At 49.2% G+C, this 24,222-nt stretch carries 24 protein-coding genes; all 24 read right to left on the reverse strand.

The genetic code is table 11. The features are described 5' to 3' along the window. Window positions 1–7: 7 nt before the first annotated feature. Window positions 8–667 carry a histidine phosphatase family protein gene (locus HF569_RS05275; RefSeq protein WP_168901591.1) on the reverse strand — a complete coding sequence of 220 codons (660 nt, stop codon included), beginning with the start codon at window positions 665–667 and terminating at the stop codon, window positions 8–10. Window positions 668–1,173: 506 nt separating this feature from the next. Continuing rightward, entirely contained in the window at window positions 1,174–2,301 is a 1,128-nt protein-coding gene (gene mnmA, locus HF569_RS05280) for a tRNA 2-thiouridine(34) synthase MnmA (protein ID WP_168901592.1), read from the reverse strand. Window positions 2,302–2,521: 220 nt separating this feature from the next. After that, on the reverse strand, window positions 2,522–2,866 hold the full coding sequence (locus HF569_RS05285) for a DUF1831 domain-containing protein (protein ID WP_168901593.1): 345 nt from the start codon (window positions 2,864–2,866) through the stop codon (window positions 2,522–2,524). Between the two features lies 1 nt (window position 2,867). Continuing rightward, window positions 2,868–4,070 (reverse strand): cysteine desulfurase family protein, encoded by a 1,203-nt coding sequence (locus HF569_RS05290; RefSeq protein ID WP_168901594.1) that lies wholly within the window; start codon window positions 4,068–4,070, stop codon window positions 2,868–2,870. Between the two features lie 25 nt (window positions 4,071–4,095). Continuing rightward, on the reverse strand, window positions 4,096–4,788 hold the full coding sequence (locus HF569_RS05295; RefSeq protein ID WP_168850091.1) for a 5'-methylthioadenosine/adenosylhomocysteine nucleosidase: 693 nt from the start codon (window positions 4,786–4,788) through the stop codon (window positions 4,096–4,098). 428 nt (window positions 4,789–5,216) lie between these two features. Further along, window positions 5,217–5,522, reverse strand: coding sequence for a hypothetical protein (locus HF569_RS05300; RefSeq protein WP_168901595.1), 306 nt, complete (start codon window positions 5,520–5,522; stop codon window positions 5,217–5,219). Between the two features lie 9 nt (window positions 5,523–5,531). Further along, window positions 5,532–6,074: an NUDIX hydrolase gene (locus tag HF569_RS05305; RefSeq protein WP_168850089.1), complete on the reverse strand. Its 543-nt coding sequence runs from the start codon at window positions 6,072–6,074 to the stop codon at window positions 5,532–5,534. 1 nt (window position 6,075) lies between these two features. Next, window positions 6,076–6,306, reverse strand: coding sequence for a cold-shock protein (locus HF569_RS05310; protein WP_168850088.1), 231 nt, complete (start codon window positions 6,304–6,306; stop codon window positions 6,076–6,078). Window positions 6,307–6,517: 211 nt separating this feature from the next. After that, the gene (gene ileS / locus HF569_RS05315; protein WP_168901596.1) at window positions 6,518–9,331 is read right to left on the reverse strand and encodes an isoleucine--tRNA ligase; all 2,814 of its coding nucleotides are present in this window, start codon (window positions 9,329–9,331) and stop codon (window positions 6,518–6,520) included. 434 nt (window positions 9,332–9,765) lie between these two features. Beyond that, complete coding sequence (locus tag HF569_RS05320) at window positions 9,766–10,488, reverse strand: DivIVA domain-containing protein (protein WP_168901597.1); 723 nt, start codon at window positions 10,486–10,488, stop codon at window positions 9,766–9,768. Window positions 10,489–10,504: 16 nt separating this feature from the next. After that, window positions 10,505–11,284 carry a YlmH family RNA-binding protein gene (locus HF569_RS05325; RefSeq protein WP_168850085.1) on the reverse strand — a complete coding sequence of 260 codons (780 nt, stop codon included), beginning with the start codon at window positions 11,282–11,284 and terminating at the stop codon, window positions 10,505–10,507. Between the two features lie 23 nt (window positions 11,285–11,307). Then, window positions 11,308–11,589: a YggT family protein gene (locus HF569_RS05330; RefSeq protein ID WP_168850084.1), complete on the reverse strand. Its 282-nt coding sequence runs from the start codon at window positions 11,587–11,589 to the stop codon at window positions 11,308–11,310. Window positions 11,590–11,601: 12 nt separating this feature from the next. Next, window positions 11,602–12,033, reverse strand: coding sequence for a cell division protein SepF (locus HF569_RS05335; RefSeq protein WP_168901598.1), 432 nt, complete (start codon window positions 12,031–12,033; stop codon window positions 11,602–11,604). A 41-nt stretch (window positions 12,034–12,074) separates the two neighbouring features. Then, window positions 12,075–13,340: a cell division protein FtsZ gene (gene ftsZ, locus HF569_RS05340; protein WP_168901599.1), complete on the reverse strand. Its 1,266-nt coding sequence runs from the start codon at window positions 13,338–13,340 to the stop codon at window positions 12,075–12,077. A 24-nt stretch (window positions 13,341–13,364) separates the two neighbouring features. Further along, on the reverse strand, window positions 13,365–14,696 hold the full coding sequence (gene ftsA, locus HF569_RS05345; protein ID WP_168901600.1) for a cell division protein FtsA: 1,332 nt from the start codon (window positions 14,694–14,696) through the stop codon (window positions 13,365–13,367). A gap of 141 nt (window positions 14,697–14,837) precedes the next feature. Continuing rightward, window positions 14,838–15,695 (reverse strand): cell division protein FtsQ/DivIB, encoded by an 858-nt coding sequence (locus HF569_RS05350; RefSeq protein ID WP_168901601.1) that lies wholly within the window; start codon window positions 15,693–15,695, stop codon window positions 14,838–14,840. Between the two features lie 33 nt (window positions 15,696–15,728). Continuing rightward, complete coding sequence (gene murG / locus HF569_RS05355) at window positions 15,729–16,823, reverse strand: undecaprenyldiphospho-muramoylpentapeptide beta-N-acetylglucosaminyltransferase (RefSeq protein ID WP_168901602.1); 1,095 nt, start codon at window positions 16,821–16,823, stop codon at window positions 15,729–15,731. Beyond that, the gene (gene murD / locus HF569_RS05360; RefSeq protein WP_168901603.1) at window positions 16,824–18,203 is read right to left on the reverse strand and encodes a UDP-N-acetylmuramoyl-L-alanine--D-glutamate ligase; all 1,380 of its coding nucleotides are present in this window, start codon (window positions 18,201–18,203) and stop codon (window positions 16,824–16,826) included. Window positions 18,204–18,540: 337 nt separating this feature from the next. Beyond that, window positions 18,541–19,512, reverse strand: coding sequence for a phospho-N-acetylmuramoyl-pentapeptide-transferase (gene mraY, locus HF569_RS05365; protein WP_168901604.1), 972 nt, complete (start codon window positions 19,510–19,512; stop codon window positions 18,541–18,543). A gap of 22 nt (window positions 19,513–19,534) precedes the next feature. Further along, window positions 19,535–21,694: a penicillin-binding transpeptidase domain-containing protein gene (locus HF569_RS05370; protein ID WP_168901605.1), complete on the reverse strand. Its 2,160-nt coding sequence runs from the start codon at window positions 21,692–21,694 to the stop codon at window positions 19,535–19,537. Further along, on the reverse strand, window positions 21,694–22,095 hold the full coding sequence (gene ftsL / locus HF569_RS05375; protein ID WP_168901606.1) for a cell division protein FtsL: 402 nt from the start codon (window positions 22,093–22,095) through the stop codon (window positions 21,694–21,696). The genes HF569_RS05370 and ftsL overlap by 1 nt, the downstream gene beginning before the upstream one ends. Window positions 22,096–22,134: 39 nt before the next feature. Further along, window positions 22,135–23,082: a 16S rRNA (cytosine(1402)-N(4))-methyltransferase RsmH gene (gene rsmH / locus HF569_RS05380; RefSeq protein ID WP_168901607.1), complete on the reverse strand. Its 948-nt coding sequence runs from the start codon at window positions 23,080–23,082 to the stop codon at window positions 22,135–22,137. A gap of 20 nt (window positions 23,083–23,102) precedes the next feature. Beyond that, a complete protein-coding gene (gene mraZ / locus HF569_RS05385; protein WP_168850073.1) occupies window positions 23,103–23,534 on the reverse strand; it encodes a division/cell wall cluster transcriptional repressor MraZ in 432 nt (143 codons plus the stop codon). Between the two features lie 201 nt (window positions 23,535–23,735). Then, on the reverse strand, window positions 23,736–24,089 hold the full coding sequence (locus HF569_RS05390) for a DUF3397 family protein (RefSeq protein WP_168850072.1): 354 nt from the start codon (window positions 24,087–24,089) through the stop codon (window positions 23,736–23,738). Window positions 24,090–24,222 lie beyond the last annotated feature (133 nt).

Below are 24,222 nucleotides of genomic sequence, written 5' to 3' on the forward strand. Positions count from 1 at the left end.
TCATGCTCTAAATCGTATCGGTTGGCGAAGCAGCCGCCGTCAAGAAACTGGTATTATTCCAATCCAACAGCTCAAAATGCTGGCCCGCATCCTTGGTTTCCAAAATGGTCACGCTGGTGTTGCGAATGCCGCCACGCTTTCGCAGCTCCGGCAATGGCGTACCGAGCAGCGCGTTGATTTCAGCATTGAGAGCCGCACCATGACTAACCACCAGTACATTAGCTTGTGGTTGTGGATTGGCAGCCACAATCGTTTGAATCCCGGGGGTCATGCGGGCAATAACTTCCTGAAAGGTTTCGCCGCCGATGCGACTAGTATCGTACTGATCAGGGTGATTGCGAAAGGCATCCAGTTCTGCCGGAAATTGCGCCTTCACGTCTTCGAAAGCCATCCCCTCAAGCTGACCTAAATGAAATTCCTCAAGCCGACTCATTAAAGTCAGGGGAACATGTTGATGCAGTTCCTTAACGATATGCTGAGCCGTCACACGAGCACGTCGAATAGGGCTCGAATAAGCATGCTGAAATTGCGTATGGCGTAAGAAACGTCCCACTTGAACCATTTGCTGGTAGCTCTCCGTTAAGAGCTCAGAGTCGCCGCCAGCGCCCTGAAAGCGCCCCTCCAAATTCCACTGTGTCTTTCCATGACGGACAAAGTATAATTTCAAAGCCCGGTACCTGCCTTTCTTCTCTTAAGTTAACCGTGCGTCGCGACCACTGACAGCTAAACACCACGTTGCTGTACGCTGCCGGGTCTGCTCTTCTGCCGCTTAATGCGAACAGTCACATCACTTCATTATGCCAGTTTTTCGTTCATTTTCAAAGAATCAACGCTAAAAAACTGAAGGTTTCCCGCTGAAATGCCTACTTTATTCTTGCAATGGTAAATATTCATATCGTCAAATTAGTGTAAACTGGTCGCACTCCGGCTGTCAGGGATTCCGCCTACTGTGGGGACGCTTCAGCCTGGCAGACCACCAGTCTTCTCGCTCGATTTGAAGCCACGAAGAACGCGTGTCTTTAAAGTCGCCCGTGCGGGTAAGCCTAGAAACAAGAAAGAGGCCAAGACAAAAGTCTCGACCTCTCTTCAGCTCCGAACGTATCCGGCTGAAACGTGAAACCAGCTAATCGCTCTTTGTCCCGCGTTCTCCTAATATTTAACTTAATGATAGGACTAGATCAACTGCAACTCGCGATCCTTGTTATAAGCAGCGTCGATGATGGCGCTACCTAAGCACTCGTCGCCATTGTAGAAGACAACGGCTTGGCCGGGCGTAATTGCGCGTGCTGGATCGTCAAATTCAACCGTTACCTGTTGACCGTCCTCACTCAAGTGAACCGTCACACCAGTATCCTTCTGCCGGTACCGGAACTTCGCCGTGCAGTGGAAATCACTGCCGCGATCAATCGTGTTGACCCAGTGAATGTCGGACGCTGACAGATGCGTAGCGTACAGGTGCGGATTATGATAACCCTTCCCCACGTACAAGATGTTCTTAGTCAGATCCTTACCGATAACGAACCAAGGCTCATTGTCCTCACCGTCGCCACCGATACCTAAGCCACGACGCTGACCGATAGTGTAGTACATTAAGCCGGCGTGATCGCCCTTAACCTCACCATCAACGGTCATCATCTTGCCCGGCTTGGCAGGGAGATAGGTGTTCAAGAAGTCCTTGAAGTGGCCCTTTTCACCGATAAAGCAGATTCCCATAGAATCCTTCTTATCCGCAGTAGCCAATCCAGCATTCTTAGCAATCTCACGAACCTGAGGCTTCACTAGGTCTCCGATTGGGAACATTACCCGATCCAATTGCTCCTTAGACAGCTGGCTCAAGAAATACGTCTGATCCTTGTTCTGATCCACGGCCCGCATCAGATGAGCGTTACCGTCCTCGTCACGCGTTAACTGCGCGTAATGACCAGTAGCAATGTAATCAGCGCCTAATTCAAGCGCATAGTCTAGGAACGCCTTAAACTTGATTTCCTTGTTGCAAATCACGTCAGGGTTGGGCGTCCGGCCCTTCTTATACTCATCCAAGAAGTACGTGAACACGCGGTCCCAATATTCCTTTTCAAAGTTGACGGAGTAGTAAGGAATGCCAATCTCGGAGGCAACCTTAGCTACATCTTTATAATCTTCCGTGGCGGTACAAACACCATTTTCGTCCGTATCGTCCCAATTCTTCATGAAGACGCCGATCACGTCGTAACCCTGCTGCTTAAGCCGCAAAGCAACAACGGAGGAATCGACCCCGCCACTCATACCAACGACAACTCGCGTTTGGCTGTTGTCCTGCATGGTATCACCATCATTTCATTCAGATTCTGGAGAATCTACGATTTGAAGGTCGCATAAATCCAGTATTGCCTAGTTTACCCATTTTGCACTAGTTTTGCAAGCCTGGCGTTTCCTTTCAGAAAGGCCGTAGTACTTGGCTCGTCACCTTAGGAAATCCGTCTGAATAAAAAGGACCAATCTGTTCTGGCAAACTGCCAGTTCAAATCAGTCCTTTGGTAATTTACGCTTTCTTTTGTAAAATCTCGCGGTCAATCAGGTTCTGCAAAATAAAGTGGTACTGTTCAACGTTACCCTCGGCGTGCGCACCCTTAAAGATGTTGACCCGCCGGTTGCCAGAAGCATTAGTCGTTGACATTTTAAAGCCACTTAAATCCTTTGCCACGACCACGCGGAGCATCTGGTTACGGTTATAGGGTGACGTTGGATCCACAGAACGCTCTAACGAGTAATTACCTGCGTTGGACAGTTGAAACCCGACATCCTTCAAAGCGTACGGCTTGATGTTAGGATTCAGTTCATAAACGTCTGGATCACCATCAACTTGCATCTGCTTTTCAAATAACACGTTACTTCACCTCACTGTGGTTTTTCTTGAGCCGCTTCACAATCGCGGTCACATTCTTCACAAAAGCCTCAATCTCAGCACTCGTGGTCTGTTGACCAAACGAAAGACGAATGGACTCCGCAATCCGGGGGCTCTTCTCGCCAAACATCGCAGTCAACACATGTGACGGTTCGATTGACCCCGCCGTGCAGGCTGATCCGCCAGAAACCGCAATTCCTGCTAGATCCAAATTGGTCTGCATCACATAAGTTGAAATACCTTTAATCCAAATGTTCAGAACGTGGTCTAGGTTTTCGCCTTCGAGGGAACCGTTGATCTCAAAGTCTACGCCATTGGCGGTGAGCCCCTTAACGACCTGTTCCTTGAACCCATGAAAACGGGCACGCTTTTCGGCTTTAGCTTCCGGCGTTAGCAACTCAGCTGCCTTAGCAAAGCCCGCAATGGCGGGAACATTTTCCGTTCCGGCCCGTCGCTTCTCTTCTTGATCGCCGCCCTTAATCAGGCTAGGAAAGTTAATCCCTTCGCGCTTGTAAAGGAACCCAATCATCTTAGGCCCGTTGATCTTATGCGCTGAGGTTGACAGCATATCAATGTGATCACGTTGAACATCAATATCTAACAACCCATAAGTCTGAACGGCATCGGTATGGAACCACGCCTGATGATCCTTCAAGATCTCACCAATCTCGTGAATTGGCATCCGACTACCGACCTCATTATTTCCCATCATAATCGTGACCAAAATCGTATCGTCACGTAGGGCTACCTTAAAATCATCTAGGCTGATCCGTCCGTGCTCGTCAACTGGCAGATAGGTGACCTCAAATCCTTGCTCTTCCAGGGCATGTAGTGGTCGCAACACAGCTTCATGCTCGATCGCCGTGGTAATAATATGCTTGCCCAGAGATTGGCGGGCCACCGCGGTCTGCGTAATCGCCGTATTATCGCCCTCACTACCACCACTAGTGAAGATAATCTCCTCGTCACTCGCCGCATTGATACTGTCGGCGATTACCTGACGACTATTCTCCATAATCGTATGTGCTTGACGGCCCAAACCATACAGGGTCGAGGCGTTGCCATAGACATTGGCCATCTTATCCGTCATCTCTGCCAAGACCTCTGGGGCCATCGGCGTTGTTGCAGCGTTATCCAGGTAAATTTCCTTGACCGCGTTGCTGTTGTCAATATGAATCTCTTGCACCCTTAAAACCTCCTGAGTGGCCGAGTTAGTCTTGCGCGGCTAACAGGGCTAATAGCATCTGTGCAGAACGGTGTCCCGCATCAATAATAAAATCATCAAAGTTAACACCTGAATCGTTATCCGCATTGTCGGACATAGCCCGTACAACCACGTAAGGAACGTCAAATTGATGAGCAACTTGACCAACTGCGGCGCCTTCCATTTCACCAGATAATGCATCTGGGAAGTGGTCCATGATCGTCTTGATCGCAGCCGGACTATTCAAGAATTGATCGCCAGAAACAATGAGTCCCAGCTTCGTCTTCAGTCCTGTATCAGCGGCTGCGGCCACAATCTTTTCGCCCCACTCCTTAGAAGCGGCAAAGCGAGCTGGTTGTTGTGGGAGTTGGCCATATTCGTAACCAAATGCCCGTGCATCGGCATCGTGGTAAGCCGTTTCCGTCGATACAACCACGTCACCAATCGTCAAATCAGGTGCCAAGGCCCCCGCAGAACCAGAGTTGATCACAATATCAACGTTGAATTGGGTGATGAGTAGTGCCGTCGTTAAACCAGCCTCTACTTTACCAATCCCTGAACGTACCAGGACAACCGCTTGACCGCTAATGGTCCCTTCGTAAAATTCTAGCCCGTGAATGTCAACGGTTTTGGCATCCTGCAATGCTTCGTGTAGTTCCTTAATTTCTTCTTCCATGGCGCAAAGAATTCCAAATGTCATGTGATGTTGTCGCTCCTTAATTATTTAATTATCCATCTAAAGGTTGAAAGAATAAAATACCTGCCTTATCCCCATATCAATAAGGATTCGCACTGATAAATTAGATTAAATTGGCCGCACTCTGGCTCTAATTGTGGTTTACCAAAACAACAACTGAAAAAGTGCGGCTGCCTAGTGATTTGAGTCTAACTGATCACAATTTTATCAGTCATCATCCTCAGTTGCTCAGGAACACTGTGTCAGCCGAGAGGTCGGCAGATATGGGCTCAGGCACGTCGTTCTACTTAGTCAGTAAGTGAATTTCTTACTGGCTTAGTAGAAAACCAAGCTTGGCGACTCGGCACTTTCGAGGCTTCAAGTTGTGTTCGCACCGTTCCAGCCCATATCTGCCGACCGGTAAGGCGCCAGGACTTACCTAATTTTAAAGTCTAATGAAACAGGAACAAGATCAGGTACACGATAATAATCATCGCGCTTAACCAAAAAATCGCCCAGTTTAACCGGTGACCCAGCCGCTTTTGCTTCACGTCGGCTGAATTGACCCGCTGATCAATGGGTGGTTCGTCAGTTGGTTCATTACCTTTGGGCTGCCCATGCTTCCTGGCATACTCTTTTTCAACCTGTACCCGTTTGCGGTCACGTTCTTGAAAGTCTTTTTCCGCCTGTTCTTGTTCACGGCGGTAATCAGCCCGCGTCTTGGGTTGATCGTTGCGATCTTGCCAATCATCATTCATCGCTGTCACCTACTTCTGCAATAACCAGTAATAGATGGCCGTGATCGTCTTGGCGTCATTAATCTCGCCGCTCTCAATCATGGCCTGCGCTTCTTGCTTCGTGACCGTTAAAATTTCCAGATTCTCCCCCTGATCACGCGGTAATTTCGTCGTTACGGGTTTTAAATCCGTCGCCATAAAGAGGGTCATGTACTCATCAGAAAAACCGACGCTTGAGTAGAACCCAGTAATCCGTTTTAACTGGCCCGGCTGGTACCGAATTTCTTCATTGAGTTCGCGCCGTACGGCATGTTCAACGTTATCCGCATCCCGACTATCTAATTTACCGGCCGGAATTTCTAACGTTGCTGCCGCAATCGGTGCTCGCCATTGCCGCTCCAAAATCATTTTATGATCATCCGTCAGTGCCAGGATGCCAACCGCACCGGCATGCCGAACGATCTCACGGGTGGCGGTGTCCCCATTAGGCAGCCGCACCTGTTGTCGTTCTAATTTGACAATCACACCGTCATAAAGTTCCTCGGTGGATTCAACGTGTTCTTCTAAGTCCATGTTAAGCCTCCTCAGCAGTGCCCGTCATGACCGGAGTCACTTTAGCTGCCTGTGGCCCACGGATTCCTTGGACAATCACGAATTGCACGGTCTGACCCGGTTCCAATTTACGGAAGCCTTCACCTTCACCCAGAATGCCGGTGTAATACACAAACACATCGTCACCCGCGGGCGTCGTGATAAACCCAAAACCGCGTTGTTCACTGTAACTCTTTACTTTTCCGGTTAACATGGTATCCCTCCCATACATAGCACAAATTATACTCGCTTGACCAGTAGACCGCAAACGGCGGGCCTTGTCAACCCACAGAAGCCGCAGGTACCACTGCTTTCCGCTTGGTTATCGCATTCAAAAAGGCCGTCCCAGCTGCATCCCTCACAGGAATACGGCCGTGACGACCCTCTATCTTTTACTTAAGCTTAACGTTTCGTCAGCCTAACGTTTACTTTTCGTCGAAACCTTCTGTCGCCGTCTCAGGGAAATTGGCCCGTACAATAGCGGCACACCGGGCACAGAAGTGTGGGTAGTCCTTGTCACTACCAACATCTTCCTTAGTCAACCGGCAACGGTCACAAACCTCACCGGCAGCTGGCGTCACTTTAACCGCCACGTGATCGAAGCTCAGCGCATCGGCTGGTGCTTGATCCAAAGCAGCGAAGTCTAAGCCAGAAACCAAGAGGATCTGTTGAACGTTAACGTCCAATTTATCCAGTAGCGTCTTGGTCTGATCGTCAATGTACAGATCGAGGTGAGCTTCAGCAGCCTTCCCGATCAACTTGGCATTCCGCGCCTCTTCCAAGGCCTTCAAGACGTGGCTCCGCAGCTTCATGAAGTGATCCCAAGCAGAGTTTTCACTGCTATCTTCAACTTCATTTGCATCGTCCAGATCCATGACCTTAGGCATCTCAGCCAATTGCACGAAGTCTTCTGGTTCTTTCAAGAAGCCCCAAAGTTCTTCGGCCGTGTGTGGCAGAATTGGTGTGATCAGCTTGGTCAAGCTAACGGCAATCTGGTAGAAGACCGTTTGCATTGACCGACGAGCCGGACTATCCGCGGCATCAATGTACAAGATGTCCTTGGCAAAGTCCAAGTAGAACGCTGACAGATCCGTGACAACAAAGTTGATCAATTCCTTGTAAATGTTCAGGAAGTCAAAGTTGTCGTAGTGGCTCTCAACACTCTTGGTGAAGGCGTTCAACTTGTACAGCATGTGCCGGTCAACCGACGTCAATTGGTCATAAGCCACGGCATCGGTCTTAGGATCGAAGTCACTGGTGTTAGCCAACAGGTAACGCATGGTGTTCCGCAGCTTCTTGTAGCTATCGGAAATCTTCACGAACCCTTCCGTCGCCACCCGCACGTCAGCTGATGAATCCACCGAAGTGACCCAGAGGCGAACGATATCTGCCCCCATCTTCTTGATAATTTCATCAGGCGCAATCGTATTTCCTAAGGACTTGGACATCTTGTGACCGTCTTTGTCCAACGTAAATCCTTGGGAGACAACCTGCTTGTAAGGCGCCTTTCCCGTTGCGGCCACACTGGTAATTAAACTAGAGTTAAACCAGCCACGGTATTGGTCGGAACCTTCCAGGTAAAGATCTGCTGGGAAGTCGAGGTAATCACGTTCTGCCAAGACCCCTTGATGAGACGAGCCGGAGTCGAACCAAACATCCATGATGTCAGTTTCCTTGGTGAATTCACCGTGGGGCGAGTGTTCGCTCGTGAAGCCTTCAGGCAATAAGTCCTTAGCATCACGTTTGAACCAAATGTTAGAGCCATATTGACCAAACAAGTCCGCCACATGATCCACCGTTTCCGGCGTGATGATGGCTTCACCGTCTTCACCATAGAAGATTGGCAATGGCACACCCCAGACCCGTTGACGGGAGATAACCCAGTCGCCACGGTCCTTGATCATGTTAGCTAACCGCCGTTGACCCCAGTCTGGCTGGAATTTAACGTCCTTCAAGGTTGCTAAGATTTCATCACGAATCTTGTCCACGGAAGCAAACCATTGTGGGGTTGCCCGGAAGATGACTGGTTTCTTCGTCCGCCAATCAAATGGGTAACTGTGTTCGTAAGGCATGTAGTCAAGCAAGGCGTTGTTGGCCTTTAACTTGTCCAACGCAATTTGGTTGGCATCTTCATAGAAGACACCCGCGAAATCCGGACCAGCCTCTTCCGTCATGTAACCTTGGTCATTTACGGGAACTAAGACTGGTAAGTTGTACAATTTACCAACGTTGAAGTCATCTTCACCTAAACCTGGTGCCGTATGAACCAGACCAGTCCCAGAATCAGTGGTCACAAAGTCGCCGAGCATCACCACTAGCTTCCGGTCCGCAATGAATGGGTGTTGGGCAATGATGTTGTCCATGTCTTGCCCCATCACGGTCTTCAAGACCTTAACGTCCTTCCAACCAAAGCGTTCTGCGTTTTCAGCCACTAATTCGTTGGCTAACACAAACTTCCGGTCTTCACCAGCCGGCTGAACAACGGCGTATTCAATACCAGCATCAATCGTGATTCCTTCAGAACCAGGAATGGTCCAAGGCGTCGTCGTCCAAACCACCAGGTAAGTATCGTCGTCTAAGACACCCTTACCGTCGATCACCTTTTCACCATAGAATGCAGATGGTGACGTCACATCGTGGTATTCAACTTCGGCTTCCGCCATTGCTGATTCGGAAGACCATGACCAGTAGACGGGCTTCTTCCCCTTGTAGATCAGGCCACGCTTGGCCATTTCACCAAAGACCCGAACTTCAGCCGCTTCAAACTCTGGCTTTAATGTCAAATAAGGATTATCCCATTCGGCAGAAACACCCAAGCGTTTGAAACCATCACGCTGCAGGTTAACTTGCTTCAACGCGTATTCGCGGCAAAGGTCCCGGAACTCAGCCGTGGACATCTTTTTACGGTCGTAACCAGCCTTGGTCAATTGTTGTTCAATAGGCAACCCATGAGTATCCCATCCGGGAACATATGGTGCCCGATAGCCGCTCATGGACTTGTAACGCACAATGATATCCTTGGAAATCTTGTTCAACGCATGACCCATGTGAATGGGACCATTGGCGTATGGCGGGCCATCGTGCAGAATAAACGTTGGCTTCCCCTCGTTTAATTTTTGGCGGGCTTCGTAAATCTTGTTTTCAGCCCAGACTTTTTGTCGTTCAACTTCCTTGACCGGCAAATTGCCACGCATCTTGAACTTGGTCTTGCCCAAGTTCAATGTGTCTTTCACTCGCATACCGTCATTTCCTCCTTCTAATTACTCTAGTCTCACGGTCGGTGAACCGGTGAGCTCAAGCCATTGCTGTTTCTGGCCTCAGCTCACCGGTCAACCATCCGGATAATTTCTAGCGCCTTACCCTAACGCCTTACCGTTCGCCAAATTTGGACTCACTCGCGGCTACATAGGGAGTATTACACATCACCTTAACGACAAACAAAAAACGACCCGTCGCTAGGGACGAAGTCGTTCGTGGTACCACCCAATTTTAGAAGATGCGATGGTCGCACCTTCCCTCAAGGTACCGTATCGGGGTACATCCGCCACAGCCTACCATCGGTTCAGCCATGGGACTTAGAGAGTGATACCGTCTAAACAGAGTGGGTGTTAGCCTTCCACCGTCGCTAACTCGCTAGTACCATCCGTTTAGTTGGCTTATTTCTCCGCCATTATTAGTTATTTTGATCAAAATGTGGTTGATCGTTATCTGGGAAAATCACAACGGTCTCACCATTATCATCATTCGAATCCGTAACTGGGCCCTCTTGTACCGGGGTCTCCGTCACAGTTGACTCTGTATCGCTTGACTGCGATGAGTCTGAGTTTACGCCTTGCGCGCCCTCGTTGTCAAGTCGCTCCCCGACGACCTTCTTGATTTCCTCATAGCTCGACATTGAGCCTTCTTTAAGCAAACTGTCCCAGTCATTGGACTTAACGACTTCCAGCTGACTTTCCAGCATGACTTGCAGGCGTTGGCGGAACACACGGGTACTCTTCTTCAAGTCATCCGTCTCCACGGCTAACTTCTTAGCCCGCTTGGACGCTTCCGTCATAATCTGATTACCTTTATTCGTGGCTTCCGAAACAATATCAGAACTCTGCTTTTGAGCCTCTCTGATAATGATCTCAGATTCCTTTTGCGAATTGGCCTTAACCTTGTCCGCAGCTTCTTGGGCCACCAAGATGGATTGGTTCAAGGAGTCCTTCAAGTCGTTAAAATACTTGAGCTTCTCATTAGCTGCATCCAATTGTTCTTCCAAGTCTTTATTGTGATTCAAAGTAATCTGATAATCCTTGATAACTTGATCTAAGAAATCGTTGACTTCATCAACGTTGTAACCACGCATCTTCGTGCCAAACTCTTTATTATGAATGTCTAATGGACTTAGTACCATTGTGTTCCCTCCGCATCTATTTCTTCAACACCGCTAGGGTGACCCGAATTTTTTCCTTTTTCGTACGACCAGCAACCTCGTCCAGCCGAACCCGACCAAACCCGCGAACCGAAACAATATCGGCAACATCCAGTTCGTAATCCGGCTTGAGTGTCTCCGTCCAATTGACCCGGACGTGATTGCCTTCAATCAGTTCCTTCGCGCGGTGCCGGGATAAATGGAAACCGGTCCCCACGATATTATCCAGCCGCAATGACGATAAGGTCGCCGATTCGGCTTCCCACTCGTCAATGGGCGCAATCAGTGCCGCAAATTCACTGATCACCAATCGCGCCTTAACACGGCCAATATGATCCACCTGACCTGTGAGATAATCTGCCATCGACGCTTCGGTTACCACTTGCCACGTGGTACCGTCCGTCAAAATATCTCCCAGAATTTCTCTTTCGATGCCCGAGCCAAGTAGTGTGCCCAAGATTTGGCTATGATGTAACGTCGCAAATTTCACCGGATAATCGACCCGCAACAAGGTTAATTCAAAATCCTTCGCTTCAGGCTCATAGTAATCCGGGTAAAACAACGCCCGTTGCATCTCTGCCAACTCATGCCCACCACTAAACTGGACTTTAACGTCAGCCCGATGCGCTAACGTGGTGGCAATGTACACTTGCCGTGGGTTCAAGAAATGCGTGAGGACCGGACGGTATTCGTCCGCTACTTGTTGCAGCCAGCCACCGACAGCATCAATAAAGGGTGCCTCGTCGGGCCGAAAATGTTGCATGACGTTCTCATCCACGTCTTAAACCTCCCCTCAACTGGCTAGACCAGTAAACTCAAGACAATGTACTGTAAGTATTGTAGACCGTATTGCACCAGTGATAACACAATAATGGCAACAACCGGACCAAACCCCAGTGGCCCTACCGAAATAAAGTTAAAATAACTTAAGAATGGTTCGACCAACCGGCCAATAAATTGACCGAGTTTTGACTGGTAAGCCCCTGGTAACCAGCTCATTAACGCGTAGACCACAATCAACATGATATAAGCGCTAACGGCCCAGCCGAGGACTTGAAATATTAAATTCACTATTGTTAACAAGGCGTCGCTCCTTTACTTCGTAAACTGCGTTCCTAAATTAGCTGCGACGTCTCCGCTCACTTCAAAGTTATGCGGGGTGCACAGAAAAATCTGTTCACCAATCCGTTTGATCTCGCCACCCACTGCAAATGCGGTTCCGTTCAAGAAATCCACGATGCGTTGTGCCTGAGACTCATCAACCCTAGCAAAGTTCACGATCACGGCATCACCGCTCGTGATTTGCTTGGCAATTGACTTAGCATCGGAATAGATTCGCGGCTCACAAATTGCAATGTGACTGGCATTGGGTTTTGCATTGCGCATGGCAACCACCTTTCGACTATCTACCGGTCGACTTGGGGCAGCTGACGTTGATTTTGCTACAGGAGCTTCAGGTTCCTGATAGTCGTCGTCATAATCATCGTTCACACCGAAAAATTTGCTAAGACTAAACTTCTCCGCCATGTTTGGCCACTCCTCTCATAACGATCACTACCGGAACGTAACTACTTGCGACGCCGCTTGAAGAATGGTGGCGTATCTTCGCCCTTATTACCATCGTCAGCTGCGTTATCATTGTTTGAACTTGGGTTAAAGATATTAAAGTCTGGCTTATCAACCCCCGCAAATTCATCACGAGATGAACTTGGCTTAGGTTCTGGCCGGTGCGCTGGTTCGCGAATATCCCAGTTGCCAAATGGATCTTGATCATTATCCTTGGCAGATGATTGACTTTGCGTATCCGTACCGTGAGAAGGTTGGTTGGCTTCACGCCGAGCTACTCGACTGTGTTGTGAGGCTTCACGTTCTTCTTTTTTCTTGTCGATCCCGGTGGCAATTACCGTCACCCGAACTTCATCGCCGAGCTCTTCATCAATTGAGGTCCCGAAGATAATGTTGACGTCACTCGTTGCGGCATCAGAGACAATTTGTGAGGCAGCTTGTGCTTCGAATAAGGACAAGTCTGGGCCCCCAGTAATGTTCAACAGAACTTGTTCGGCACCGTCGATTGACACTTCCAGTAATGGTGATGAAATGGCCTTCTTAGTGGCATCTTCCGTCCGGTTTTCACCGTTAGCAGACCCAATTCCCATCAGGGCAGCCCCTTGATCCTTCATGACTGTCTTGACGTCCGCAAAGTCCAAGTTGACGTAACCAGGACTCGTGATTAAGTCAGAGATCCCTTGAACCCCTTGACGTAAGACATTGTCGGCTTCCTGGAAGGCTTCCATCATTGGCGTCTTCTTATCGACAATCTCTAACAACCGGTTGTTGGCAATCACGATCAGCGTATCTACGCTTTCCTTCATGGCTGCGACCCCTTCAGCGGCGAAACGACCCCGCCGTGGGCCTTCAAAACTAAATGGCCGGGTAACAACCCCAACAGTCAGTGCACCACTGTCCTTGGCGATTTTAGCCACGATTGGTGCGGCACCGTTACCGGTACCACCGCCCATCCCAGCAGTGACGAAGACCATGTCGGCCCCTTCTAAGGCTTCCGTGATTTGTTCTTCACTTTCTTCGGCCGCCTTAGCCCCGATTTCAGGGTTGGCGCCGGCACCTAGCCCCTTAGTCAGCTTCGGCCCAAGTTGGATCTTGGTTTCAGCTTTAGAAGCCTCTAGAGCCTGAACGTCAGTGTTAGCAACGATAAATTCGACGCCCTTAACATCTTCAGTGATCATTCGGTTGACGGCGTTGTTACCCCCGCCACCGACACCAATAACTTTAATATTCGCGCCGTGATTTTGCGCTGAATCTAGTGAGTATTCCATATTTGTGTTTTCCTCCATCTCGCGTTAGTCGAAGAAGTCGCTAAAGAACTTCCGGAACCCTTCAGTTCGCTTTTTCTTTTCTTTTGGTTTTTTGGTCTTCGGAGCCTGCATCGACTGATTGGCCGCTGCATCAGCTGCTTCCTTAGCAGCCTCACGTGACCGAATCTCATCCGTTTCATCGGCTAATTGAGTGGACCCAGTTAAGGCGCTCTTGATGAGCAGATCAATCTCACTCAATCCCCCAAAGTACTTCACTAAGGCTAGTGCCAAAGTGAATGACGGGTGCCGGAGTCCCATTTGATCTGGGACATAGACCCGGACGTTAGTGCCAAATTCATCCGTTGCCAAGTCGGTGATGCCAGGCAACGCAGCAACGCCACCCGTCAGCACAATACCCCCCGGTAAATCTAAGGCTTGGACTTTGTCTAAATTTGAACGTAATCGCTGGAAGATCTGATCGAGCCGAGCTTCGATGATTTCGGCCAAATACTTCTCCGAGATTGGCGTTGGTTGGCTTTGGCCGACCACGTCAACCGGAAATTCATCCTCGTCGCTGGCTTGCGTCGAATCAGCGTAGCCATAATCGCGCTTAAGCTTTTCCGCACTATCCAGAGATGTGTTGAGAACGACCGAAATATCTTTAGTGATAAATTGACCGCCTTCTTGATCGACATCAATGTATTTCAACTGATGATCGTGAATGACTGCGGCAGTCGACTGACCACCACCCAGGTCAATGAGAATCGTCCCAAAGTCCTGCTCACCATCGTTCATCACCATCATACCTTGAGCCATCGGGTTAATAACTGTTCCCCGCAGGTTAAGGCCGGCTTGTTCGACAGCTTTACGGGTGTTGTGCATGATCGTCTTCGGTCCGGTAAACAACGTCCCGTGAATCTCCAGACGAACCCCCACCATGCCGCGAGGATCTTTAATCCCGTCAAAACCATCAACCACGAATTCGTCGGCTAAAATGTCAACGACCTCGCGCTCTGGTGGTAAGCTCTGGATCAACGCAGCATTGGCGACCGTTTGGACGTCACGCCCCGTAATCTCGCGCGATTGATCGTCAATGGCGATCATCCCACTACATGGTTCAATTTTTAACATATTTGCGGGAATTCCCACAATCACATCGTGAATTTCGATGCTGGCCTTCTCTTCGGCTTGTCGAACGGCGCGCTGAATTGCTTCAGCTGCCTTGTCAATATCCACGATGACTCCGCGGCTGACACCATTCGAACGTTCATTTCCCACACCAATAACGTTCATTTGCCCTTTAACATTCTCAGCAACAATGACTTTTATTGAGGTGGTTCCTATATCGAGACCAACGTACATCCCTGAATTATCCATAGAAAAAGGAACCTCCTAAGTTAATCTAATATCAACACTGCATGAATTCGCTTTTTCCCCTAATTATTTTTCAGTTTACCACATTTACTAGGGGTTGAAAAAGCCTAATTGACGCTTTTTCGCCGTTGCAATCAAAATGAATTATTTTGTAAAGGGGTATGAGTACGCCCCAACCTCCAAATTGACCACACCTTTTTGCTTCATCTTCGCCGCAATCCCCGGATAGTAAGCCATCTTCTGGGCAAATGTCGGGATGCTAGCATAGACCTCATTGCCATCGTTCATGAAGAGATGGACCCGGTTAGGATCGTCCTTATTCGGTGCATCATGAATTTCACTGATATTTCGTTTAATTTCCGAATCAAGTTTGGCATACTGGAGAATCATGCGATGAAGGGTCTGCGATTTTTTGAAGCTCCCATACACTGGCGTCCCACTCTTAGGCTGAGTGACGGACTGCCCACTGACAACCCCGTTTTCTAAAACTTCGTAATAACGATTCTGCTTCATGACGTAACCAGCAGTCGCATACTCCGTGACCTGAATGGTTGCCCGATTGGGCCGTTTAAATCGAATGGTCACTTTCTTCAGGCGAGAATTACGGCGCGGCGCTTGTTGTTCCAGCCGTTGTGTGTGCCCCAGTACTTTAAAAATCGAATCACCGGGACGTACCTGCGTCGCCTGCTGGACCCGCTGAGCACTTAACGCGTGGGCACCGCGGACGGTCACCGAACTCAAATGACTGAGCGGTGAAATCAGATACACCATGATCCCAATGACCACGGCAAAGCTGGTTAACAATATCGTGAGGCGTCGCGCGAGCTTACGGTTGCGTTGGTGTTTCAACCGCGGCAACTTATCCCCGATTCGTTTTGCCTGATGGATCCATTTAGGCGCACGTGCTTGTCGCCGCTGGGCCGCTGCTTTCTTCTGATAACTCTCCCAGGGCGTCAACGTTTCCTGTTGTTTCTTGTCGTTGCGGTTCAAACGAAACTTCACAGCCGCACACCTCCCGCTTACTGGATTAGCGTGCTAGTCACGCTTGAGTGAAAGCACCACGTCTAAGACCCGGTCCGCAGCGTCGGGGACTCCTAGTTGCTTAGAAGCCGTCGCCATATCCTGACGTAAGCTCTCGTCGGTCATCAACTGATCGGCCTTCGCAACCAGTGTATCGCCCGTCAGATCTGCTTCCTTGATAATCTCAGCGGCACCAACATTCGCCAATGACCGGGCATTCTTAGTCTGGTGATCCGCCGTCACGTAAGGACTAGGAATCAAGATGGATGGAATCCCATCAGCCGTAATTTCCGCAATACTCGTCGCCCCGGCTCGACCGACAATGGCTGAAACCTTCGGCAGCACTTCTGGCATATTGGCGATGTAAGGCTTGATCACCACATTCTCACCAATCGACGTATTCTTCAGTTGGTCCATCACCCCGTCGTAACGCTTCTGACCCGTGACAAAGACCACTTGATAGTCACGTTGATTAAACGCCGGGATCGCCGCGACCGTTGCCGCATTGATCTTAAGCGCCCCTTGGGACCCGCCAAAGATTAACAGCGTTGGGACATCGTTCTTCAGGTGATAGTCCTGCCAACTAAAGTGGCTGACCACTTCAGCGGCTTCTTGGGCCCGGGGGTTCCCGGTCTTCACCATCTTGCTGGCTGGCAATTGATCCAACGCCGCGTCAAACACGTAGGCGATCCGATCAACGTAGCGACTCAAGAAACGGTTGGTTACCCCCACCACGCTGTTCTGTTCGTGAATCATCGTGGGGACATGCAACCGACTTGCGGCGTACACCACGGCACCGGACACGTAGCCACCGGTACCGACAACCACGTCCGGTTTAAATTCACGAATGATTTTCTTGGTTTCGTGAACACTCTTTAAAAAGAGATAGACGGTCTTAAAGTTTTCCAAGGATAGTGACCGTTTAAATCCTTGAATTCTAGTAGACTTGAACGCAATGCCTTTCGCTGGGACAATGCTGCTCTCCAATCCACGTTCAGATCCGACGTAAAGGACCTCAGCGTTAGGATCACGTTTTTTTAAGGCTTTAATCAGGGCTAACGCCGGGTAAATATGTCCGCCGGTACCCCCACCTGATACGATTAGTCGCATTTACTTTTCCTCCTGCTTACCCGTTAGGTTCTCCACAGCTTTGATAAAGCGATCGCCACGAACCTCAAAATTCGGGTACTGATCCCAGCTCGCATTGGCTGGTGACAAGAGAATGATATCACCGGGTGCACTCAATTGGTAAGCTACCGGCACACCGGTCTCTGCATTCTCAACCATCTTAATCGTCTTGATACCAGCCTGCTTGGCGGCATCTTCCAGCAACTTGGCTGTCTGACCAAAGAGTACGATGGCTTTCACGTGTGCTTTTAGTGATGGCACTAATTTCTCAAAAGTATAGCCACGGTCCAGCCCACCGGCAAGTAAGACGACTGGTGCTTTGAAGCCCTTTAAGGCCATCTCAGTTGCTTCCATATCGGTTGCTTTAGAATCGTTGTAGTATTGACGACCCTCCGCTTCCAAAACATATTGTGTCCGGTGACGCACCCCGCCGAAGCTCTTCAGTACGCTAACAATCGCGGCCGTGCTGACACCCTTAATCTTAGCCACGGCAATCGCAGCCAGTGCGTTCTCGACGTTATGATCGCCGGGAACCTTAATCTCACTAGCGGCCATAATCTTTTCGCCGCGGAAGTACAAGTCGCCATCGGCTTCATAAGCCCCGTCTTGGCTATTGTCTAAGCGGGAGAACGGCACCACTTTGGCAGCGGATTGCTGACTTAACTGCCGCCATTCTGGATTGTCAAAGTTCACCACGAAGTAATCATCGGCGGTCTGATTAGCCGTAATCTTCATTTTGGCTGCCACGTAGTTAGCCCGCGTCTTGTGATAGTCCAAATGATTGGAGAAAATGTTGGTGAGCACGGCAATGTGGGGGTGAAATTCAGTCGTCCCCACTAGCATGAAGCTGGACACTTCCAGAACTAACGTGTCGTCAGCGGTAACTTCTTGGGCAACCTTACTAGCAGGTACCCCAATATTACCGGCATACACTGCGCGTCCCGCCAGACGATCGTGATCCAGCATCTTCTGAATCATCGTCGTCGTGGTGGTCTTGCCGTTACTTCCTGTGACCGCGACTAGTTCCGCTTCCGCCACTTCACCGGTTAATTCCATTTCTGAAATAATTGGCAGCTTTAATTCTAATGCGCGTTTAACCACCGGAACATCATACGGAATCCCCGGGTTCTTAACCATTAAGTCGTAACCGGCATCTAACAGATCTGGTGTTTGTTCACCCAAAATCACCTTGAACCCCGCCGCTTGTAATTCTTGCGCATCCTGGTTCTTCTCCAGTGGTTGAACATCACTGACGGTGACCGTAGCCCCCAAACGTTTTAATAATTTTGCTGCATTAGTTCCACTCTTGGCCAATCCCAAGACGAGAACTTTCTTCCCTGCATATGTCGTGATCTGCTTCATAAAGCCGTTCGCTCTCCATTCATTTTTAGCGTTACTCGTATTTGATAAATTGTTCACACGGACTATTAGTGTCGTTACGCCACCGATTGACGGTGCACCACACCACTTCGTCCGCCTGTAAAACATAAGTATCCTAAATTTAACACTATCTCTAGTTTATCAGGTTAGACCGCTGATCTCACTAAATCTGCCAAAATCTACAAGAAATCTTCGATATTCGCCGGCAAAATTGGCAATAGCCACTCAAACCCAACCGTCAGCCGCTCAACTGTGACCGCCAATCTAAAAAAGGCTAGCTTCGCCCTAACGAGCAAGCTAGCCCATTAGTCGTCAATTGTTACTTTGCAAGGATCGTCCAGACACCCGTCAACGCGGTAACCAAACCGATTCCCCAGAACGTGAGATCAATCTTCCACTCGCTCCACCCCTTCATTTCGAAGTGATGGTGAATGGGACTCATCAGGAAAATCCGCTTGCCTGTCAACTTGAACGAGGCAACTTGCAACATAACACTCGCCGTCTCAATCACAAAGATCAGGCCAATCCACAGCAATGACAATTCATGATGTAACAGAATTGACACTGCCGCTAAAGCCCCGCCTAGGGCCAATGAACCTGTGTCACCCATGAAAATCTTGGCGGGCTTGTGATTAAAGATGAGAAAACCGAGAAGACTGCCGACTACGGCAAAACAAAAGATAGCAATGTTAATCTGATGTTGTTGATAGGCGACGATGCCATAAGCAGCGAAGGCAATACTTGCCAAACCACTAACCAGACCATCCAAGCCGTCCGTTAAGTTAACGGCATTGGAGAAACCTACCAACCAAATAATGATAAATACGGCGTACCAGCCACCCATGTGCCACTCGCCTAGACCCGGAATATGAAGCGCCATCGGCAACTGTTCATGGATATAAACCCAGAATAGAATTAAAGCACCCACGATTTGCCCGAGCAGTTTCTGCCAGGCTTTGAGGCCTTCATTCTGTCGATGGAACAACTTGATGCTATCGTCCCACATCCCCAAAGCACCGTACAGCACGAGGATGAACAATAAAATCCAGGTCGTTGATAAGACGTGATGTGGTGCTAACGCCCAGCTAGTTGCCAGCGTCATGACCACGATCGCAATGATATAGAGAAGTCCCCCCATCGTCGGGGTTCCCGACTTTTTCTCGTGCCAAGTGGGGCCTTCTTCCCGAATCATTTGGCCTTCATGCCGTGCTCTAAAGTAGCGAATCAGCGATGGCATAAATGCCACGGTAATTATAAAACCACCCAACAAGGGCAAACCTACATTCATCATGTCTCTTTCTCAATCCTCATTCTTATTTATTTTGTTTCAAAGTAACTGTGAGTGTTGCGCCAGCAGCTACCGTCGTTCCAGCCTTGATACTCTGCTTGGTCACGTATCCGTCACCAATGACGTTTAACTTCAGGCCTTCGATCTGAGCTAATTTTACCACATCGCCCTTGGACCAACCGGTCAGGCTAGGCAAAGCAACTGTCCCGCCAGTGTTTAAGAAGACGCGTTGATTCTTATACAGCGTGGTACCAGCAGCAACGGATTGCTTCGTCACGTGACGCCCGTTCCCTAAGGTCGTCACCGTCGCACCGGCTTTGGTCAGTGCGCTCGTCGCCGACGTAATCGACTTGCCCGTCACACTTGGCATCTTGGTCTCCGCCGTCGTCTTGGTTTCCGCATCTTCCTGTAAGGCGCGGGCCATCACTGGCTTCATGATCGACGCCAGCAATTGTGTCGCCGTCTTGCTGCCCAGATGGGGCTGCTTCATCGTAATGTACATCACGTACTTAGGATGGCTCGCCGGCACCATTGCCGCAACAGAATAGAGATAGTTGTCATCGCCGGATAAATAACCACGGCCATTGCTGACCTGAGCAGTCCCCGTCTTAACGGCCACTCGCTCACCACTCATTTTATAGTCACTCCCAATACCATAACTCTTATAGACAACATCTTCCATATGTTTTCGGACAGATTTTGCCGTTTTAGCGGAAATGGGGTTACCCATAACTTTAGGTGAATACTTCTGCACCGTCTTATTCGTATTAGAATCCGTCACCTTACTGATCACGTACGGCTTCATCATCTTACCATCATTGCTGACCGCCGTTAACGCCTGTAGCATCTGAAAGACCGTAACTTGAATCCCTTGACCAAAAGCGGTATCTGCTTGCTCGATGGGCCGCTGGAAGGCAATGCTCCCGCTAAGCTCACCCGGTAACCCGGAGTTCGTGCTCTTAAGGAAGCGGAATCGGTCGATGTACTTCTTCCAAGTCTTGGCCCCCATTTGTTGTTCCAAATGGGCCATTGCCACGTTACTCGACAGCGCAAACCCTTTGTTATAGGTGATGGTTCCCCAGCCGGACGTATTCCAGTCAGGCACGGTCTGGTTGCCAATGGCATATCTCCCTGATTGGTAGGTCGCATTGCCATTGTAGTTGCCGCTGTCAATCGACGAAGCCAGCGTGAAGATCTTCATCGTTGACCCCGGCTCGTAAGCATCTTGGACCAGCGTATCCCGCCAGATCTGATCAATTCCCTTTTTGGTCGTGGCGTTAAACGTCGGCCGCTGCGTTGCAGCCAGCACGGCCCCCGTCTTAGCGTTCATCAAGACGGCGTTCATCGAGTTAGCTTTGACCTGGCCCTGAACACTGCTCATTTCCGTCTCTAATAACGTCTGGAGCCGCGTATCAAGAGTGGTGTACACATTATCCCCATTCTTGGCCTTCTTGGACTTCTGCTTGGTTCCGGGCAACTGATACCCGTACATATCTTTCTTGATCTTCTGAGAACCATTGGTCCCCGTCAGCTGCTTATTAAAGGCCTGCTCAATCCCCATGGAACCGGTGAGGGTCGTCTGACCGTCACTGTTCGTCTTGGGTTGCGCCAGCCCCACTAAATGCGACGCAAACGTCCCATTGGGATAGAGGCGCGACTCTTGTTGGATAAAGTTGACCCCGTTCAAATGTTCCTTTTGAATTTTCTGTTTGGTGGTTAACGAAATATTCTGACCCGCGGCCCCAAATTCAACCTGAAATGGATGACCAGAACGCGGATTAAGAATTTCGAGCGCCTTTTTTTGACTGATCGGTAAGTGCTCAGCCAATACCCGAGCAATTTTTTCTTTATTCGTTGCGTACAGTTTCTGACCGTCGATACTCTTTTGACGTTTATCTAGCACGACGTATAACGAGTAGACACTGGTATCCTCGGCTATCGCCTGCCCATTGGCATCATAAATCGTCCCCCGCTTCGCCTTGAGTGTTTCGTTGGCTGTGTAAAGTTTCTGCGCGGAGGCACTTAAGTTAACGTTCTGTACATTTTTGCCAATGGAGATATATGAAAAGCGACCAACGATGAGGATAAAGACCGCAATGAAAAGGAAAAACAGAAACTGGCCAACATACTTCCGGTTCCTGCGGGGGCGCTTATTCATCATTTGTCGCTTATTTGGATCTTTCATTATTTGTTAACATTCCTTATACGGTCGTTTTGGAGAGACAGACCTTGCTTTTTAGCAATCTTATCAAGCCGACTCCGACTCTGCAACTCATTTATTTGTTGTTGATCATTGGTATTACGATTGGTATAGGTAGTCACGGCATTGTTCACACTCTGGAGTTCGTGCTGAGTATTGCTCATCGCGATCTTCGCAGAGACGACACAGACCATTAATACGGCTAAGATTAAGCCGCACGCAGTCAGCAAACACTTTTCAAATTTAGAAACCGGTAACTTCTGACGATTAGGGTCCCCCGCTGGTTGAGCTTGGGGTCGCGCCTGTCGTTGCGGACGTTCTATGTTTGGGCGTTGTTGGGGTTCCGCAGTTAGTGGAACCGCTTCAGCTAGATTGTTTTGCGCCATAATTGATCATCTTCCTATGTCAATATTTAGTGATTGGTTTTAATCTTTAACTTTTTCTAAAACGCGTAACTTGGCACTATGTGCACGGTGATTAGCCGCTAATTCTTCTTCTGACGGTGTGATGGGCTTGCGGTTAACGAGTTGATAGTCTGGCTGCAAGTTGTCAGGAATGACCGGAATACCGTGGGGGAGTTCCGGCAACGATGACTTCTCACGAAACATCGTCTTAACTAAGCGATCTTCCAGCGATTGAAAGGTAATCACGCTGACCCGACCGTGGAGTGCTAGTAAATCAATGGCCTGTTCCAGCGAATCCTCTAACGCCCCCAACTCATCGTTGACAGCGATCCGGATGGCTTGGAAGACTTTCTTAGCTGGGTGACCACCGTGCCGTCGTGCAGCTGCGGGAATCCCTTCCTTGATGATCTCGACTAATTGGCCTGTCGTATCAATGGGCGCCGTGGCTCGATGACGTTCAATCGCCCGAGCAATCGGCTTGGCAAATTTTTCTTCGCCATACCGGTGGAAAATGCGCATCAGATCGTTGAAGGACCATTCGTTAACCACAATCCACGCGGTTAGCTTAGCGCTTTGATCCATTCGCATATCCAGTGGGGCGTCATGCTGATAGCTAAATCCTCGGTCGGCTTCGTCAAATTGTGGCGAAGAAACGCCGAGGTCGTAAAGAATCCCGTCGACCTCGGTGATGTTCCGAGCATTGAGTTCTTCTTTGATTTGGCGAAAGTTACTCTTGATAAACGTTAACTTTCCTGCTTCAATGTATTGTTTTAAATGTTCTTGATTGTAATCAATGGCTGTTTGGTCTTGATCAAATGCATACAAGTGACCCGTCGTTAACTGCTCCAGAATGTGTTGGCTATGGCCGCCACCACCGAGAGTGCAGTCAACGTAAGTGCCCGTTGGCTTAATGGCTAGTCCCGCCACCGCTTCATTTAACAAAACCGTTACATGATGAAAGTCTTCCATGAACACTCTCCCTTCCTAAGCTACATCCCGAAGTCGATTAAATTTTCGGCAATATCGTCGAAATCTTCTTCGGCGGCGGTAGAGAACTGATCCCACCGTTCTTGACTCCAAATTTCAAAGCGATTAGCAACACCCACGATGACACATTGTTTCGTCAACGCAGCGTGTTCTTGTAAGGACTTGGGCAGGTTGATCCGCCCCTGCTTATCCAGCTCGCACTCCGTCGCAGCGGAGTAGAAGAACCGGACAAAAGCTCGTGCATCCTTACGATTCACTGGCAAGGCTTTCAATTTCTCTTGCAATGCTGACCATTCGGACATGGGATAGCCGAATAAACAACCATCCATCCCGCGAGTCACCACGAATTGTTCGCCAAGCTGTTCCCGAAATTTTGCGGGGATAATGAGCCGGCCCTTGGTATCAATTGAATGTTCAAATTCGCCCATGAACATGGCCATTACCCCCTATTTGTAACTATTGTCAAGTTTACCACATGCCCCCACTTTCTACCACAACGTTTCCGAATTTTTATAAATTTCCCACGAAAGTTGAAAAAAGCCGCAGCGAACATCTGTTCACCGCGGCTGGAAGCCCTTTACATTTAGCTAAATTATTGATTCAATAATCAAAAATATTAATATTTATACATTTCGCTAACTAATTACAAGCAGGAAGCACACCCCGAACCCTAGCAACCAATATAAGTCGGTTAACCGCCAAAAGGTTTTGAAAAAAGTATTGTACAGAATTTCGTGATTACGGATGGCCTGCATGAGCGTTACGATAATGCCAATCGCCATCCAACCGATGACTAGCCAAGGCATAATGATGCCTGCACCGGCCGGAATCAAGATGATTGCACACAGCAAAAAGAGCGGTGCCATCAGATCCCACGTACTCAGCCACGCTGGCCAGCGCCGGCGCAATAGGAATTTAGCGCTACGTATCAACAAGAATCCAATCACGAGGATTCCCAACTGTCCCCCTGGCGACGTCCAAAAATTCATTTTGCATTCCCCCACTGCTAGTCTGCGTTATATTATAGAGATTTCAGGCGTGACTTGCAATCCGGGTTTTGTAACAACTCCTTGACAAGTTGACTGAAGCTGTTGCATTTCTAGCGAGCCCACGGTAAACTAG

It is taken from the genome of Levilactobacillus tujiorum (assembly GCF_012641185.1).
GTDB classification, from domain to species: Bacteria; Bacillota; Bacilli; order Lactobacillales; family Lactobacillaceae; genus Levilactobacillus; species Levilactobacillus tujiorum.